General features: G+C 37.2%; 18 protein-coding genes. 16 read left to right on the top strand and 2 right to left on the bottom strand.

All coding sequences use genetic code 11. The annotated features are described in order from the left end of the window. Positions 1-332: 332 nt before the first annotated feature. The 14 genes from LPB68_RS10170 to LPB68_RS10100 all read left to right on the top strand — a co-directional run bounded on the left by LPB68_RS10170 (position 333) and on the right by LPB68_RS10100 (position 11,656). On the top strand, positions 333-827 hold the full coding sequence (locus tag LPB68_RS10170; RefSeq protein WP_068660090.1) for a hypothetical protein: 495 nt from the start codon (positions 333-335) through the stop codon (positions 825-827). A 292-nt stretch (positions 828-1,119) separates the two neighbouring features. After that, positions 1,120-1,548, top strand: coding sequence for an SRPBCC family protein (locus LPB68_RS10165; RefSeq protein WP_068660088.1), 429 nt, complete (start codon positions 1,120-1,122; stop codon positions 1,546-1,548). Between the two features lie 272 nt (positions 1,549-1,820). Continuing rightward, positions 1,821-2,528 (top strand): SDR family NAD(P)-dependent oxidoreductase, encoded by a 708-nt coding sequence (locus LPB68_RS10160; RefSeq protein ID WP_068660086.1) that lies wholly within the window; start codon positions 1,821-1,823, stop codon positions 2,526-2,528. Between the two features lie 98 nt (positions 2,529-2,626). After that, entirely contained in the window at positions 2,627-3,073 is a 447-nt protein-coding gene (locus LPB68_RS10155) for a DUF2691 family protein (protein ID WP_068660084.1), read from the top strand. A 285-nt stretch (positions 3,074-3,358) separates the two neighbouring features. Further along, positions 3,359-3,721, top strand: a complete 363-nt coding sequence (locus LPB68_RS10150) for a VOC family protein (protein ID WP_068660082.1) — start codon at positions 3,359-3,361, stop codon at positions 3,719-3,721. Positions 3,722-3,966: 245 nt separating this feature from the next. Then, entirely contained in the window at positions 3,967-4,707 is a 741-nt protein-coding gene (locus tag LPB68_RS10145) for an SDR family NAD(P)-dependent oxidoreductase (RefSeq protein WP_082865780.1), read from the top strand. A 251-nt stretch (positions 4,708-4,958) separates the two neighbouring features. Then, entirely contained in the window at positions 4,959-5,759 is an 801-nt protein-coding gene (locus LPB68_RS10140; RefSeq protein WP_232510270.1) for an aminoglycoside phosphotransferase family protein, read from the top strand. Between the two features lie 239 nt (positions 5,760-5,998). Continuing rightward, entirely contained in the window at positions 5,999-6,544 is a 546-nt protein-coding gene (locus tag LPB68_RS10135; protein ID WP_068660078.1) for a GrpB family protein, read from the top strand. A 905-nt stretch (positions 6,545-7,449) separates the two neighbouring features. Beyond that, positions 7,450-7,989: a GNAT family N-acetyltransferase gene (locus LPB68_RS10125; protein ID WP_068660074.1), complete on the top strand. Its 540-nt coding sequence runs from the start codon at positions 7,450-7,452 to the stop codon at positions 7,987-7,989. Between the two features lie 245 nt (positions 7,990-8,234). Beyond that, complete coding sequence (locus LPB68_RS10120; RefSeq protein ID WP_068660072.1) at positions 8,235-8,720, top strand: GyrI-like domain-containing protein; 486 nt, start codon at positions 8,235-8,237, stop codon at positions 8,718-8,720. Between the two features lie 187 nt (positions 8,721-8,907). Then, positions 8,908-9,396 (top strand): GyrI-like domain-containing protein, encoded by a 489-nt coding sequence (locus tag LPB68_RS10115; protein WP_068660070.1) that lies wholly within the window; start codon positions 8,908-8,910, stop codon positions 9,394-9,396. A gap of 234 nt (positions 9,397-9,630) precedes the next feature. Continuing rightward, positions 9,631-10,521, top strand: coding sequence for a PhzF family phenazine biosynthesis isomerase (locus LPB68_RS10110; protein ID WP_068660068.1), 891 nt, complete (start codon positions 9,631-9,633; stop codon positions 10,519-10,521). 210 nt (positions 10,522-10,731) lie between these two features. Further along, complete coding sequence (locus LPB68_RS10105) at positions 10,732-11,064, top strand: DUF6979 family protein (protein ID WP_082865779.1); 333 nt, start codon at positions 10,732-10,734, stop codon at positions 11,062-11,064. Positions 11,065-11,431: 367 nt separating this feature from the next. Beyond that, positions 11,432-11,656 (top strand): hypothetical protein, encoded by a 225-nt coding sequence (locus tag LPB68_RS10100; protein ID WP_068660067.1) that lies wholly within the window; start codon positions 11,432-11,434, stop codon positions 11,654-11,656. Positions 11,657-12,188: 532 nt separating this feature from the next. Here LPB68_RS10100 and LPB68_RS23865 read toward each other — a convergent pair. Together LPB68_RS23865 and LPB68_RS10090 are read right to left on the bottom strand one after the other, a co-directional pair. Beyond that, positions 12,189-12,380: a type II toxin-antitoxin system RelE family toxin gene (locus tag LPB68_RS23865; protein WP_418303833.1), complete on the bottom strand. Its 192-nt coding sequence runs from the start codon at positions 12,378-12,380 to the stop codon at positions 12,189-12,191. Positions 12,381-12,409: 29 nt separating this feature from the next. Then, a complete protein-coding gene (locus LPB68_RS10090) occupies positions 12,410-12,688 on the bottom strand; it encodes a hypothetical protein (protein WP_068660066.1) in 279 nt (92 codons plus the stop codon). Between the two features lie 222 nt (positions 12,689-12,910). On the opposite strand from LPB68_RS10090, the gene LPB68_RS10085 reads away from it, so the two are divergent. Further along, positions 12,911-13,336: an NUDIX hydrolase gene (locus LPB68_RS10085; protein ID WP_068660065.1), complete on the top strand. Its 426-nt coding sequence runs from the start codon at positions 12,911-12,913 to the stop codon at positions 13,334-13,336. A gap of 264 nt (positions 13,337-13,600) precedes the next feature. After that, positions 13,601-14,053: a GNAT family N-acetyltransferase gene (locus LPB68_RS10080; protein WP_068660064.1), complete on the top strand. Its 453-nt coding sequence runs from the start codon at positions 13,601-13,603 to the stop codon at positions 14,051-14,053. The last annotated feature ends 287 nt before the right edge of the window (positions 14,054-14,340 follow it).

Below are 14,340 nucleotides of genomic sequence, written 5' to 3'. Positions count from 1 at the left end.
AAACATTCCTACATCGTCGTATACGCTCCTTGATCGCCAAGAGGGATTTCAGAGAAGTTAATTCAGGCGATACATTCAACCAGCTAAGTCTAACGACCCGTTCCCTTTGGTCACTTAAGCTGCTTGAACGTCAGAAATGCCAAACGTTATATGACATAACTGCAAATCGTTTGAAGAAGTTTTGTGTGAGTATTTTCGATGGAGCAAAATAGATAAAAGTGTAGTGAGTATGTAATACGGAGAAGTCGGTTTAAATTTCAGGAATATCATCTATACGTCCCCGAATTGAAGCATTTGCTCTAATAAATTTTATATATTAGTGAGGCGAGAATATGGCATGGAATATTGGATTGCTTTGTATAAAGGCAGGTATAGATGAAGTAGATAGCATTCTCGATATTTTCTATAAATCGAAAGAGGGACTACATTTTGAAGAAGTTACTTCTGTATCAATGGGATCTGCTCTTGGAGTTGGACAAACTCAATCATGGATATTAATAGTAGATACAGAAGGTCGATTTATCGAAGATTTAAGTTTTCCTTTGAAATTATCAAAAAAGTATAAAGTAAAAACATTTTGGATTTCAGAATCTCTAATTTATAGAGATTATTTTTTCAGTATCTTTAAAAAGGGTGGACTGAAAACGGAATTGAAAGGATTAAATGAAGGACTGAATTATTTAAATTCGAAAGGAATTAGAGCGTTAGATGAGTGGGGCGAAACAATAATATTTCAGATTATTGAAAAAGAGATATTCGGCAATAAAAAGGGAAATAACGGTACAAGTTTAATGGAATTAAAATTCTCAAAATATGAACTTGACTGATTCCTATATGTGTATGTAGCTGATATGGAGAGACATTTAATTTTAAGTATTTGTGAAAGCATTTCGAAGATGGCAATTACGTCATATAACACCATGTTCCCACTGCGGATCCTACGGAGCCTTGGTCTGCAAGAAGAATTTCGAGGAAGACGATTCAGCAGACACACCTGCACCGACTAACCGCGTCGCGGCCACCCTTAGGGTTTAAGCCGGTAAGGCGTCGGGAACATAACAACGTTATGTGAAATCAACGCAAAACATTAAAGTAATAATCACACAGGAGGTTCTTATTTTGCCAAACATTGAACACCTACAAATAGCTAATGTATCATCCTCTATTGTTTATGATGCCTTGACTACTTCGAAAGGACTGTCTGAAGTATGGACAAATGAACTTATAGTTCAAAATCGAACTGGATTAATAAACGAGTTTCGTTTTGGAAGTAACGACATCACAAAGATGGAGATACTTGAAATTGTTAGTAATAGCAGGGTGGTTTGGAAGTGTATAGATTCCGATCCCGAATGGATTGATACTCTTGTATCCTTTGAAATTGAAGAAAAAAATCAAAAGTCATACATTACCTTGAAGCATTCCAATTGGAGAGAAATTACAACATTCTATAGATTTTGTAATTATAATTGGGCAATATTCCTGTATAGCTTAAAATCATATTGTGAAGATGGAGTGGGCCTCCCGTATCAAAAACGTAAGTTCTAAAGAAGCTTGAATGTAATACTAAGAAGGCCATGGCATCACATAACACCAAATTCACGCATCGGGGATAGCGCCCCTCGGTCCGCGAGATGCATTTTCTAAAGTAGCTTATACAGCGGACAACCCTGCACCACCTAACCGCATCGTGGCTGGAAGACTGGGAGGCTAAGATAAGAGCTATCTAAGCCTCCCAGTCTTCCTTAAGGTGGTGAGGGTTCGTGAATGCCTGAACGTTATAAGAAAGGGACGTAATAGAAATAGCAGGAGGTATATCGATGAAGAAAATCCTTATTACAGGTGCCAATCGTGGTTTGGGCTATGAATTACTAAAAGTTTATATTAATTCAGGAAGCATTGTTTATCCTTTAGTTAGAACTAGAGAATCTGCAGAGCTTTTAACACAAGAGTTCACAATAAATTGTTACCCAATTATTTCAGATTTGAATACAGACGATTCTATATACAAAATCGATAATTCCTTAAAAGAAATAACTACATCAATAGATATTTTAATTAACAACGCTGGGATTTCGGGTAGGGGTAGTTTAATTGAGGAAGTAGACACAGATGAGGTAAATAACTTGTTCAATATTCACTGTCTTGGGCCTATTCGAGCAGTAAAAGGCAGTATAAAGTATTTGCGCAATTCAGAAAGCCCTAAAATAATTAATATATCTTCTAGACTTGGTTCTCTTAGTAGGGTGGCATCAGGTGAATTCAATGGAATGGGATTTTCGTATTCTTACCGAATGGCAAAAGCTGCACAAAACATGTTAACAATCTGCCTTAGTCAAGAGCTGAAAAATGAAAATATTATGGTAAGCGCTGTTCATCCAGGAAGATTGATAACTAGAGGAGGTTCGCCAGACTCAGATACTTGTCCTTCAGTTGCAGCCGAAAACATATATATGTGGATAAGCGAAACTAATATTGAGTCAACCGGAAAATACATGGAACCCAACGTTAAAGAGATTGCTTGGTAGTAAGGTCGAAGATGGCGACCCGGACCTACGGTCCTTAAGCCACTTGAACGTCAGAAATACCAAACGTTATCTGAAACGACAAGAGAGAGGGGATTTTAATGAGTAGTATCAGAGGAGTTAGATTTCAAAATTTAGATAATAATGACTATACGCTTTACGATATTTTAAAACCATTAAATATTGAACTTTATGATTGGAGATTAAGTTATATCAATATCTATGGTGAGGGATGGGAATTTGATCAACCTTGTATTATGAAAGGTAAGGAATTATTAGACTTATTAGAAACTGGTTATACACACGCAATATTTGGAGAATTTATAGGTTACAAAAGTAAGGCTAATTTAAATGATATTGATACTTATGAAGAATTTCTAAATAGTCATGCCGAAGTTATTTTTTTATTAGTTGATGGTGGATATTTTGATGCCTACATAAAAGATATTGAAATTACAAATCATTATTTTACAATCATTAAACAATTAGATTTAAACCCTGAGTTAATAGATGAAGATGATTCAAGGACGAGATTGACTGTTTCTTAGTTTATTCAAGAAGTTGTAGCATCATATAACAGAACATTCGTGCGTCGTCGCTGACGCTCCTCGGTCGCCAAGAGGGATTTCGTAGAAGTAGATTCAAGCGACACAATCAACCGGCTAAGTCTGACGACCCGGTGCTACGCACCTTATGCCACTCGAACGTCAGAAATGTGGGTACATTATCTGAAACCGGTACAGTACAAAAACAATAAATTTCCAAAACAGGAGGTGAAATCATCTTTTTGGAGAATAACATTTAAAGCTGATACTTTTAAGGAGCCTAAAAAAATGTCGTTAATTGGAGAAATTCATTATTTCCGTATACCTGTAATTAGTTTAGAAGAGTCAGTTAAATGGTATATAGAATGTTTAGGATTTCATCTTAGAAGACAGAATGAAGAATTAGCTGTATTTGAACTAAAAGAAGGGCCATTACTAGTTTTAGTTAAGGCAGATATAAATTCAAGAGGTCACTTCTTAATAAACGGCAAACCAGAATTTTCAGTTGGCTTTACTTGCCCAGAAATTCATAAATTTCATCAGCAATTAATTGAACAGAACGTAGAAGTAGATGAAATAATAGAAGAAGATGGTCATTTTTATTTTCATTTCTATGATCCAAGTAATAATAAACTCCAAGTACATTGGTAAATAGTTCAGGAAATAACGGTTGCCTTATCGCAGCCGTTTTTTAATAAATGTTTATGTTAAAGAATAAGTATAAAGTATGTAATTCTAGAAGGCACCGGCATCAGATAACACCATATTCACGCTTCGGGGTATTCGCCCCTCGGTTCGGTACGAAGTTAGAAGTGGATTCGAGGAGGCATTTCAGTAGCAGGGAAGCGGGTACGTTAGGTGAAATCACAGCAATAGGAATGAATGGAGGAAATATAGTGAACAAATCTTATTTCATAATTACTGGTACATCAAAGGGGATTGGAGAACAACTAGCCAAGATGCTACTTGAGAATGGCGACTTTGTTTGCGGGATTGCAAGAGGGAAATCTTCTATCCTTGATAAGTATGAGAATTACAGTCATATCCAGTTTGATTTAAGTGATACTTCAAGTGTTGAACACATGATGAGTGAGGCGATTTATCGAATTGACATAAAGGATGTGGAGATGATTTGTCTTATTAATAATGCTGCTATGCTTGAACCACTGAAATCAATTGATCAATGTACAACTGAAGAAATTAATAAGAACCTTCAAATAAGCTTGATAGCCCCAATGATATTAACCTCCTGTTTCATTAAACAAACAAATACTTTTCAAAGAAGACGAAAAATTATTAACATCTCTTCAGGTTCAGGAAGTTATCCTGCACCTGAAATGAGTGTGTACTGTACTGCGAAAGCTGGAATAAATATGTTTACTCAATGTGTAGGAGCAGAACAGTCGACCCAAAATTCACCTGTAGAAATTATCTCTGTTGATCCAGGAATGGTAGATACAGAGTTACAAGTAATTGCTAGAGAAAAGAACGATCAAGAATTCAAACTCGCTAAAAACTTTAAGCAAGCACAGCAAACCGGACAATTACAAACAAAAGAAAACATATGCAACCATTTAATAAATATTATCGATAAGCGCTTTGATTCTGGTAAACTAGTAAGTTTTCTTGAAGGGTGAATCAATGAAGGCATAGACTCCACCTAACACTGCATTCCTATTGCGGGCATTCGCCCTTGATCGCTAAGAAGGACTTTCAAGGGGATTATTCAGGCGACACATCCAACCAGCTAAGTCTGACGACCCGTTCCCTTTGGTCACTTAAGCTACTTGAACGTCAGGAATGCCAAACGTTATCGGAATTCAATGCAAAAACACATTTGAACTAACTGGCAGTAAACTGCAATATAAAAAGCGAAGGATGAAGCCTAGTGACTCAGGAAGAAGTGTTAAAAGGTGGTAATGTTAATCACATTGTCCGCATGGCGAATACTGTTCACCGGCCCACAGGTTATTGGAGTCCATGTGTTCATGAACTACTCAAACATTTGGAGAAAGAAGGCTATAAGGGAGCACCAAGATTTCTTGGAATCGATGACTCTGATCGCGAAATATTAACATTTATTTCTGGAGAAGTGTCAGGAAATGATTACCCTGAACTTGAACCGTACATGTGGTCGGACGAGACGCTTGTGTGTTTGGCACGCCTTTTGCGCCATTTTCATGATGTGACTAAAGGGTTCACTCTCGTGACGGAGGGCAGATGGCAGCTTAGCTACGCCGACGATACCAAGCACGAAGTGATCTGTCATAATGATGCTGCGTTGTATAATGTGGTCTTTCAAATGGGGGTACCTGTGGCGTTGATTGATTTTGACATGGCAGGACCTGGTCCGCGTATGTGGGATATTGCGTACTCCCTTTACACATCGGTTCCGCTTTCGAGTTTCGCACCTGACTATTCTTCAGGATCTACGGTAGCATACCAATCAGATTTACATGCCGTAGAGCGCCGTCGGAGAATTCATTTGTTTTTTGAATCGTATGGAATTCCCGTTTCTAATGATCTGCGACAGTGGATTATTCAACGTTTGACTGCACTGTGTGACACGTTGAGTAATGGTGCTACCGAAGGAAATCCTGCCTTTCAAAAAATGGTTGATGAGGGACACTTGGTGCACTATGAGCGCGAGATTCGATTTGTAACAGATTATTTCGAAGATTGGATATAGAATTGAATATTACTCTATCGGGTACGATAGTTGATTCGAAGAAGGCATTGACATCCGATAACACGATATCCACACTGCGGGGCATTCGCCCCTTGATCTACCCGAGTTCGAAGATGAATAATCAGGCAGATACATCCATTCCCCTAAGATAAGAGCTATCTAAGGGAATGGACGTCGCAAATATACCAACGTTAGATGAAACTATCGCAACATGTAAAAACAGAAAGTGAGGTCTTATCATGGATGAACAATGGAGAATAGCTAAGTATGATTCTGATTGGAAATATTTATTTGAAGAATTAGGTATGAAGTTAAGAGAATCATTGCAAGATACCGCAATAAGAATTGATCACATTGGATCAACTTCAGTAGTAGGATTAGAGGCGAAGCCCATAATAGATATTCAGATTTCTGTTATAGATTTTGATGATTTGTCCCAATATCAATCCAAAATTGAACGACTTGGATTTGTATATAGATCTGAAAACATCGACAAAACAAAAGGATATTTCCGAGAGATTCCAGGAACAAGAAGGACTCATATTCATGTTAGGCAAGTTGGAAGTTTAGGTGAACAGATTTCTTTACTTTTTAGAGATTATTTAAGAACTCATCCTGAAGATTGTGAACGTTATATAGTTGAAAAACACCGATTAATGAATTTTTTTCGTCATGATAGAGTGAAATATGTGGATGGAAAAGACCCTATTATTTGGGACATCCTTAAAAAGGCTACTAAATGGTCTCAAATAAAGGGATGGAAACCAGAAAAAACAGATATGTAGTAGATTCAAGGAAAGCGATAGCATCATCTAACATAGTATCTACGCTACGGCCTATCGGCCTAGGTCTGCTAGATGGATTTCAAGGATGCTGATTCAACAGACAACCCTGCACCACCTAACCGTGTCGCGGCCAGTCGCTATGCTCCTTTAAGGTGGTAAGGATTCGTAGATACCCAAACGTTATCTGAAACCAGTTAGAAAGGGAATAAATCAGAACATGAACAAGAAATAAGAAATCAAAATACCTAAATCAGGGTATATCCAAGTGGTCAGTTCTATTTTAATTTCTTCTTTACTATTATCAGTACTTCGAAAAGATGATTTTTTATCTATTTTTTTTGTCATTATCTTATTGTTAGGTAGCCTAATACAAGTAGTAATGCTATTGAAGACGATCTTAAGAAAAAATAGTGAGCTAGAAATCACAGAAAATAAAATTAACATAAATCATATTGAAGTACCAATACAAAAAAATCGAGAAGATTATAATACAAGGCTATTTTGTACAGAGTATCGGTATCAAGCTATATGGAAGAAAATTAGTTTCAATGGATTTACATTTTAGATTTAAGAATAATGAAGAGAATAATATAGAAGAATTAAAACAGTGGGCAAGTATGAATAGGATAAAAGTAACTAGTGGGAAAATATATAGATGGATATAGATATCATGAAAGTAACTCAGGGTGTCACTGGCAACAGATAACACAGCATTTCTGCTGCGGGCATTCGCACTTGATCGCCAAGAGGGATATCAGAGAAGTTAATTCAGGCGGCACATCCAACCGGCTAAGTCTTACGACCTGTTCCCTATGGTCACTTAACCCGCTTGAACGTCGGGAACACAAAACGTTAAGTGAAATTCCCGCAGATCATAAATGAAATGATATAGGAGATTAGACTCTATGATTCTATTTAGTGAACAAGATATAAGTATTAGAACCCTTGAAGAAGAAGACGCTGATTTACTGGTGAAGTGGCTCTCAAATCCCGTTGTATTGGAGTTCTATGAAGGACGTGATCGCCCTCATAATAAGGACCTAGTAAAAAAACACTTTTATGAGGACAGAGAAGAAATAACTCAATGCATTATTCAATACAATTCAACTGATATCGGATACATTCAGTTCTACATAATTGATGATGAAGAGAAAGAAAAATATGATTATAAAGACTATAAGGGCAAAATCTATGGAATGGATCAATTCATTGGGGAACCTGATTTCTGGAACCGAGGATTTGGCTCGCTTTTAATACAAGAAACAGTTAAATATTTAATAGAAATTAAAGGAGTAAACAAAATATTAATGGATCCTCAGACTTGGAATACGAGAGCTCTTAGGGTTTATGAGAAGAATGGATTTGTAAAGAAGAAGTATCTTGATAAACATGAATGGCATGAAGGAGAATTAAGGGATTGCTGGCTAATTGAATATGAAAGATAAAAGGATAATTTTCCGAATATGCTTCGAAGGCGAGCAAATCACGTAACACGGCATTCCTACTGCGGGCATTCGTCCTTGATCACCAAGTGAGTGGATTAGATTCAGGCGATATATTCAACCAGCTAAGTCTGACGACCCGTTCCCTTTGGTCACTTAAGCCGCTTGAACGTCGTGAATACCTAAAGGTTAGCTGAAATCATCGCAGTAGCAAAACCAATATAAACATTTTTAGGAGATGAACAATTATGAGCAATCCATTGGCCGCATCATTTGAAATTGAAGTCGTTAACAGAGAATACAAACTTGTCGGAATGAGTATCACTGCAAACTTCCCAGAGTCTTTCCCTGAAGCGGCTATCACTGTTCAAAGAGAATTTTGGGAAAGAAGAAAAGAAATAAAAAAATCGAATGATTATGAGATTTTGTTCAGTCCTGGAATGTGTAATGGCATTCTTGCCACTTATTTTGCGTGCATTGAGGTTACAGAATATTTGGATAAAACTCCAGAAGGAATGATTGCTTTTACATTGCCCAATACAGAGTATGTAAAAGTATCATGTACCAATAAAACAATTGGAGAAGGTTACAATAAGCTCTTTGAATGGATGAAAGGAAATCGATATGAACATAAATTTTATGGTGCTTGCCAAATTGAGATCTTTTATATAAATGATGAAGCAGATGAGGAGCCAGTTGAAATACTAATCCCAATAAGCAAATTGAATAATTAGAGTAAGGAATATCGTGAATTCGAAGAAGCTTTCCAGCAGTAAGGAAGCGGAATCAGCCGGACAGACCCGCACCACCTAACCGCATCGCGGCCGTCCCTACGGGACTTAAGGTGGTGTGGCGTCGTGAATACAAGAACGTTAGACGAAACCGTCAAGCAGCAGTGAAGATAGAATCGAGGTGTCCTTTATGAGAATTGAAATCATGCAAACAAATCAAATTACTTCATTTGTTGGAATAAGGGCTATTAGTTTAATGACTGAATTGGGTGATAATGTAAATCATGCTTTTAAGGGGTTAATAGAAATAAAAAATGAAATAAAAAATATTACGAATCCTGAAGTAACCTATGGAATTACTCCCCCGAATTACAAAGGGAATAGTGGACTCCTTGATTTCTATTGCTGTTATGAAGTAGATCCGTTAGCTAACTTACCACATGGAATGATTCAAATTCATATTCTACCAAGAGTGTACTCAGTAACATACTATAAAGGCCCTGCAAGTAAAACGTATTCCGCATATGATTTTACGTCTAATTGGTTGAAAGAAAATAGGTACGAGTATGATGATGTTTCGTACTATTTTGAAAAGTATGATGAAAAGACAATTAGAGAAAATGATGATGATAGAAATGAAATTACAATATACTGCCCAATAAAGAAAAAGGTATCTTGAATGTAATTCATGATGGCATAGCCTAACACAATATTCACGCATCGGGCCATTCGGCCCTCGGTCCGGCAGAAGTTAGATGTGGATTCGGTGAGGCATTTCAGTAGCAGGGAAGTAAACTCAGCCGGACACATCGATCCCCCTAAGATAGGAGCTATCTAAGGGGGATCGACGTCGTGAATACACGAGACGTTAGATGAAATTGGCTAAATACACTAATGAAAGTGGGATTCTAAGATGACAAGAATTACAGTTTTTCACTATGATGCATTTTCAAAAACACCTGATAAAGGAAATCCTGCTGGTGTAGTATTAAATGCGAATAATCTCACTGAAATGGAGATGCAACGAATAGCTTATAATATTGGCTTTAATGAAACGGTATTTGTCTTGAATTCTGAGAACACTGATCTTAGATTAAGATATTTTACTCCAGGTCACGAAATAAACCTTTGTGGTCACGCTACTATGGGATCTTTATACTGCCTAAAAACAAGGGGCTTGTTAGGTGATAAGGAAACTATACAGATCGAGACAAATGTAGGAGTTTTACCGATTACATTTAGCATAGTGGATGATGAACTAAGTATAAAAATGAAGCAAGACCAACCTAAATTTATTACTTTTAACGGAGATGTTGAAAAGTTAGCCGCTTCAATGGGGGTGACGATAGATGATCTAGATCAAACAATGCCAATAGTATATGGAAGTACTGGAACCTGGACCTTAATAGTACCTGTCAAGGATCTAAGAAGATTTCATGACATGAAACCTGAAAATAAGTTATTTCCAGATATTTTGACCGAGAATCCGAGATCATCTATACATCCGATTTGTTTTGAAACTTATGATAAGACTGCATTCATGCATGCAAGACATTTTTCGTCACCTTATTCAGGTACTACAGAGGATTCTGTAACTGGAACTGCTTCAGGTGTAATGGGGGCCTATTATCTAACGTACGTTAATCAGGAATTAGGATTTTTTAAATTTACAGTAGAGCAGGGCCAAGAGATAGATAAGGATGGAAGAGTACATGTAGAAGTACTAAGAAAGCCCAATAATATTGATGTTTTTATATCAGGTACAGCTGTTTTTGTTAGAGAATTAGAGATTGACTTGGATTGATCGAAGAAGAGCCAACATCATCTAACACAATATTCATGCTTCGGGACATACGGCCCTTGATCTGCCAGACGTATTCTCGGGGAAGTGAATTCAGGCAGATACATTCATTCCCCTAAGATAAGAGCTATATAATGGAAATGGACGTCGCGAATGCCAAACGTTAGACGAAATTATTGCTATATTTTAAAAATAGAAAGAAGAGGTGATTTTGTGAGCAAATATGGAGAAGCGGCTGTGAAAACAGTTCAATACATAAAGGAGAATAAATTAGAAAGTCCAAGAATAGCTTGGGAGGTCATCACGAAAGAGATATTCGGGGAAGGGACCGCGTCGCAAAAGAAGGGTTGTCCAAGAACAACATTTTTAGGATTATGTGAGACAGGAATTGTAGTAGGCATACCTAAAGGAGCATATACAACATCACAAAGAAACAAGGAATATGGATTGAAAGCATTAGAATTAATTAAGAAGAACCGAGATTTAATACAGGATAAGAAAACCTTGTGGATAGAAACGATAGGACATGAAAAAAAAGGTGCATAATTCACAGATGGATGTAGTAATAGAACTTTGGAAGAATGAAATGATTGAATAATTTGTAGGTATTTCGAAGATGGCAATAAATCGTCTAACATAACATTCCTACATCGTCGCTGACGCTCCTTGCTCGCCATGAGGGATTTCAGAAAAGAGTAATCAGGCGACACATTCAACCGGCTAAGTCTGACGACTCGTTCCCTTTGGCCACTTAAGCCGCTTGAACGTCAGGAATGCGAAACGTTATAAGAAATTGACGTGAAAGCGGATTTGTGATGGCTAATACTTCGATGTAGTATAAAAGAAGCAATGTCTGGAGCATCCTTATATATTGGCGTATAATAAGAATAATTAAAGAAAAGGGGTACAGTTGATGAGTGTCCCGAATGATGAACTAGAAAACATATTAGGTAACTTAAATGACAAGAATAAGGTTGTCGCAAAGAGTTTTTTATCATGGTTACTTGAGAAACAGTTTGATGAGGTAGATGACTGTTTGACGCCAGAAGATATTCAGGCAATAGAACAGGGACGACTTGAGTTTCAAAATGGTCAGACTAAATCCTTAGAGGACCTAAAACGTGAACTTGAAATATAAAACCACATTTTCAAGTGAAGCAGAAAGGACCCTAGGGAAACTAGATCGAACTATAGCAAGAAGAATATTTATAGTCCTTGAGCAATTAAGTAAAGACCCATTTAATAATCCTAATACGAAGAAAATGAAAGGTAAAGAAGGCAATATCTATAGATTACGGGTGGGAAATTATTGAATAATCTATGAGGTTCTCAATAATGAATTAATCATTTTTGTAGTTCGTATAGGACCAAGAGGAGACATATATAAATGACATCAGGCCCTGGCAATAAAGTTAGGGCTATTTTTGTTTGAAGAAGATTATGTAAGCTACTCAAGAAGACGCCAACATCGTATAACAAAAAAATCCTGCGTCGTTACTAACGTTCCTCGGTTGCCAAGAAGGATATCGGAGAAGAGAAGTATATTCAGACAAAACACGACCCGACCTAAGATAAGAGTTATCTAAGGGGATTGGAAGTCGTGAATACAAGAACGTTAGCTGAAATTTAATAAACAAAACCCACTTCATGATTGATGAAGTGGATGAAGACTAACCTTTATAAACATCACCGCGTGATCCGATTTTAATTATATGAATTTGCAATATATTATTGTTAATTGTGTATATGACTCGGTAAATCCCGACTCGTAGACGAAATTCCTCAGTAACTCCATGCATTTTCTTGATGTCCAATTCTGGATTGTACGGATTATCTGACAGGACTTGTAATGCATGAATAATACGAGTCCTTGTTGGTTTATCTAATTTCTTTATATACTTGAGCGCCTCTTTATAAATCTCAATTGAGTAAGCTCATCAATGACATCCTTTAGATCTATTCCCTCGCCACGAGCAAAGGCTTCTTTTGCTTCTTGGATTTGTTTTAGATCATCTTCGATTGCAGCGTTTTTCCTAATACTCACTGACTTATTGGAATTTACTATCGAAGGCGTACTGCGGAAGAGAAGAACTAAATCAACTAAAATATTTGAAATCCTACGTTCTGTTTTTCTTGGTTGTGCAGTGATGGCAATAACATCACATAACATTGCATTACCACAGCGATCGCTACGCTCCCTTGGTCACCCGGATGAAGTTTCATAGAAGTTAATTCAAGAGACACATCCAACCAGCTAAGTGGCAGAGCCACCCGGTCAAGCTTGATCGCTTCGCTTGTTCATTCAGAGAGCTTAAGCCGTTTGGACGTCAGAAATACGCAACGTTAGATGAAATCTGTGAAAAATATATATACACAATAAAGGAGCAAAGAAATGAACCCACCTAAGCATATCCTTTCTGCTGCAGCTATTGTTGTCAATGAAAAGAATGAATTGTTACTTATTAAAGGGCCAAGAAGAGGCTGGGAGATGCCGGGCGGTCAAGTAGAAGAGGGAGAATCCTTAAGTCAAGCTGCAATAAGAGAAACAAAAGAAGAATCTGGAATAGATATAGAAATTATCAAATTCTGCGGAATATTTCAGAACGTAGAGAACTCAATTTGTAACACTTTATTTTTAGCCAAACCAATTGGTGGAGAACTTACAATATCATCTGAAAGCTTGGAAGTAGGCTTCTTTCCGATGGAAGAAGCACTTGAAAAAGTAGAATGGAAAGATTTCAGACAAAGAATAGAGTATTGTTTAAGACCTGAAATTCAACCATTTTGTGTTGAGTTTATGGATAAGAAGAATATATGAGGGTATCTCTAGAAGTCGCAGGCATTATCTAACATCGCATTCACGCATTGGGCTACTACCACGTCCCTCGGTCTCCCCCGAGGAGGAAGCAGGGAAGAAATTCAGGGGACAACCCTGCACTCGCTAAGTCTACGACCCGGCTAACTGATCACTGCGCTAGATCGGTCGGCAGCTTAAGCCAGTAAGGGTTCGTGAATGCATAAACGTTATGTGAAACCACCCCAACGCTATTAATCAAATATGCTTTGAAAGTAGGTTGTAAAAATGCCAGAATCTATAGTGCGTCTAATACAAAATAATGAATTGAATGAACTACTAGAATTGTATAAGCATTTAAATAAGGAAGACCCTGAATTATTAAAGAATCAAGAATTATCAGACTTATGGAAATCAATGATGAATGATCCAAATATGAACATAATTGTACTTGAGTATGAAGGAAGAATAGTTTCTTCTTGTGTGTTGATAATAGTCAGAAATTTAACAAGAAATGCAAGACCGTATGGAATAATAGAGAATGTGGTGACTCACGAGGAATATAGAAATAAAGGATTTGGAAGATTGACACTGAATAGAGCATTAGAAATAGCAGAAGAGGGAAATTGTTATAAGGTAATGCTAATGACAAGCAGTAAGAAAGAAGAAACGTTAGGATTTTATGAAAGATCAGGATTTAAGAGAGGCATAAAAACAGGGTTTATAATAAATTATGAATAGATTTTTTGAAAATGATATCGGAGGAGAGGTGGCATCACATAACATTGCATTACTACAGCGGTCGCTACCCTCCCTTGGTCACCAAGCAAGTTGAACCAGGCGACACATCAGCCGGCCAAGTGGCAGAGCCACCCGGACCTTCGGTCCTTAAGCCGTCTGGATGTCGGTAATTCGCGAACGTTATAGGAAATCAGCGCAATACATTAGTGTTTTTAAAACCATATGTATTCAACTCCCATGAAAATTAAAAAGCTCGAAACCTTAAAAAAGGGCATATTAGGTAACGT

The organism is Paenibacillus crassostreae (genome assembly GCF_001857945.1).
GTDB classification, from domain to species: Bacteria; Bacillota; Bacilli; order Paenibacillales; family Paenibacillaceae; genus Paenibacillus_AQ; species Paenibacillus_AQ crassostreae.
The sequence above is the reverse complement of the archived record's forward strand: the minus strand, read 5'-3'. Positions and strand labels throughout refer to the sequence as shown.

Bases quoted from the DNA above. Each gene is read 5' to 3' on its own strand.
- LPB68_RS10090 (WP_068660066.1), bottom strand. From the start codon at position 12,688: ATGTTATGTGATGTTATTGCCATCACTGCACAACCAAGAAAAACAGAA.
- LPB68_RS10080 (WP_068660064.1), top strand. From the start codon at position 13,601: ATGCCAGAATCTATAGTGCGTCTAATACAAAATAATGAATTGAATGAA.
- LPB68_RS10155 (WP_068660084.1), top strand. From the start codon at position 2,627: ATGAGTAGTATCAGAGGAGTTAGATTTCAAAATTTAGATAATAATGAC.
- LPB68_RS10120 (WP_068660072.1), top strand. From the start codon at position 8,235: ATGAGCAATCCATTGGCCGCATCATTTGAAATTGAAGTCGTTAACAGA.
- LPB68_RS10100 (WP_068660067.1), top strand. From the start codon at position 11,432: ATGAGTGTCCCGAATGATGAACTAGAAAACATATTAGGTAACTTAAAT.
- LPB68_RS10135 (WP_068660078.1), top strand. From the start codon at position 5,999: ATGGATGAACAATGGAGAATAGCTAAGTATGATTCTGATTGGAAATAT.
- LPB68_RS10125 (WP_068660074.1), top strand. From the start codon at position 7,450: ATGATTCTATTTAGTGAACAAGATATAAGTATTAGAACCCTTGAAGAA.
- LPB68_RS10115 (WP_068660070.1), top strand. From the start codon at position 8,908: ATGAGAATTGAAATCATGCAAACAAATCAAATTACTTCATTTGTTGGA.
- LPB68_RS10085 (WP_068660065.1), top strand. From the start codon at position 12,911: ATGAACCCACCTAAGCATATCCTTTCTGCTGCAGCTATTGTTGTCAAT.
- LPB68_RS10150 (WP_068660082.1), top strand. From the start codon at position 3,359: ATGTCGTTAATTGGAGAAATTCATTATTTCCGTATACCTGTAATTAGT.
- LPB68_RS10170 (WP_068660090.1), top strand. From the start codon at position 333: ATGGCATGGAATATTGGATTGCTTTGTATAAAGGCAGGTATAGATGAA.
- LPB68_RS10110 (WP_068660068.1), top strand. From the start codon at position 9,631: ATGACAAGAATTACAGTTTTTCACTATGATGCATTTTCAAAAACACCT.
- LPB68_RS10160 (WP_068660086.1), top strand. From the start codon at position 1,821: ATGAAGAAAATCCTTATTACAGGTGCCAATCGTGGTTTGGGCTATGAA.